Source organism: Nostoc sp. ChiQUE01b, assembly GCF_034531255.1.
Lineage (GTDB): Bacteria > Cyanobacteriota > Cyanobacteriia > Cyanobacteriales > Nostocaceae > Nostoc.
The window spans coordinates 1-1,289 of record NZ_JAVRBM010000204.1 but is presented as its reverse complement, the minus strand read 5'-3'; the positions used below and the strand labels follow the sequence as shown (position 1 = coordinate 1,289).

Sequence of the window (1,289 nt, the reverse complement as noted above, 5' to 3'; positions counted from 1 at the left end):
CCCACAACTCCTTCTGTTATTACTTTACTTGGACTTGTGTGTACACCGTAGCCTACAAGGAGAGGGGCTGGGGGGTTAGATTTTTGATTACTGAATCGATGCTCTAGAGACGCTACTAATAATTCTCAAGATGAAGGCAGTATGAATATAGGGATGGATTTGGCACTCGTAATTAATGGGTATCAACTGGTTGAAAAACTGTATTACAGTTCTAGAACTATAGTTTACCGGGGTATCCATAATGTAGAGCAACAAAGTGCCATTATCAAAGACCTCAACCAAGATTACCCAACTTTTAGTGAACTGCTGCATTTCCGCAATCAATATACGATCGCGAAAAATCTTGACTTACCTGGAGTAGTTAAACCTTACAGTCTAGAAAGACATCATAATAGCTATGCCCTAGTGATGGAAGACTTTGGTGGCATTTCTCTGCGAGAATATACGAAAAAACATACATTAGAACTGGACGAATTTTTAGCGATCGCAATTCAACTTGCAGACATCCTCAACGGACTGTATCAGCATCGGGTAATCCACAAAGATATTAAGCCAGCTAATATTGTCATTCATCCCGAAACAAAAAAAGTCAAACTAATTGACTTTAGCATTGCTTCTCTGCTGCCAAGAGAAACTCAAGAGATTAAAAATCCGCAGCTTTTAGAAGGTACTCTGGCTTATATTTCTCCCGAACAAACTGGACGCATGAATCGGGGTATTGATTATCGCAGTGATTTCTATTCCTTAGGAGTAACTTTTTTTGAATTACTTACAGGTCAACTTCCCTTCCCATCAAATGACCCAATGGAGTTAATTCACTGTCATATTGCTAAAATGCCGCAAAGAATCGGACACAGCGAAGAAGTTCCGCAAGTCATTTCTGATATTGTGATGAAACTGATAGCGAAGAACGCTGAAGACCGCTATCAAAGTGCATTAGGCTTAAAATTTGATTTACAAAATTGCTTAGAACAGCTAAAGACAACAGGCACAATTGCAGAATTCGCTATTGCAAGTCGGGATGTGTGCGATCGCTTTCTGATTCCTGAAAAACTTTACGGACGTGAAACCGAAGTTGCTACGCTACTACAAGCCTTTGAGCGCATCAGTAACAGTAGTAAAGAAATCATGCTAGTGGCTGGTTTCTCTGGAATTGGGTGAACGAAAAAAGGTGTGGGAGAGTAGGGAGAGTAGTTAGCGGATAAAGCACGCTAACATAGTTGATACCATGCAACTAACGGGACTTAAACAAAAATTAAGCCCAAATAAAGCCCAAACTGGCTTTGTAA

General features: G+C 40.1%; 1 pseudogene. It reads left to right on the top strand.

Annotated features, from left to right (window positions below):
* Positions 1–141: 141 nt before the first annotated feature.
* Positions 142–1,158 (top strand): annotated as a pseudogene (locus RMY63_RS41640) (protein kinase domain-containing protein); the annotation flags it as partial.
* Positions 1,159–1,289: the final 131 nt, after the last annotated feature.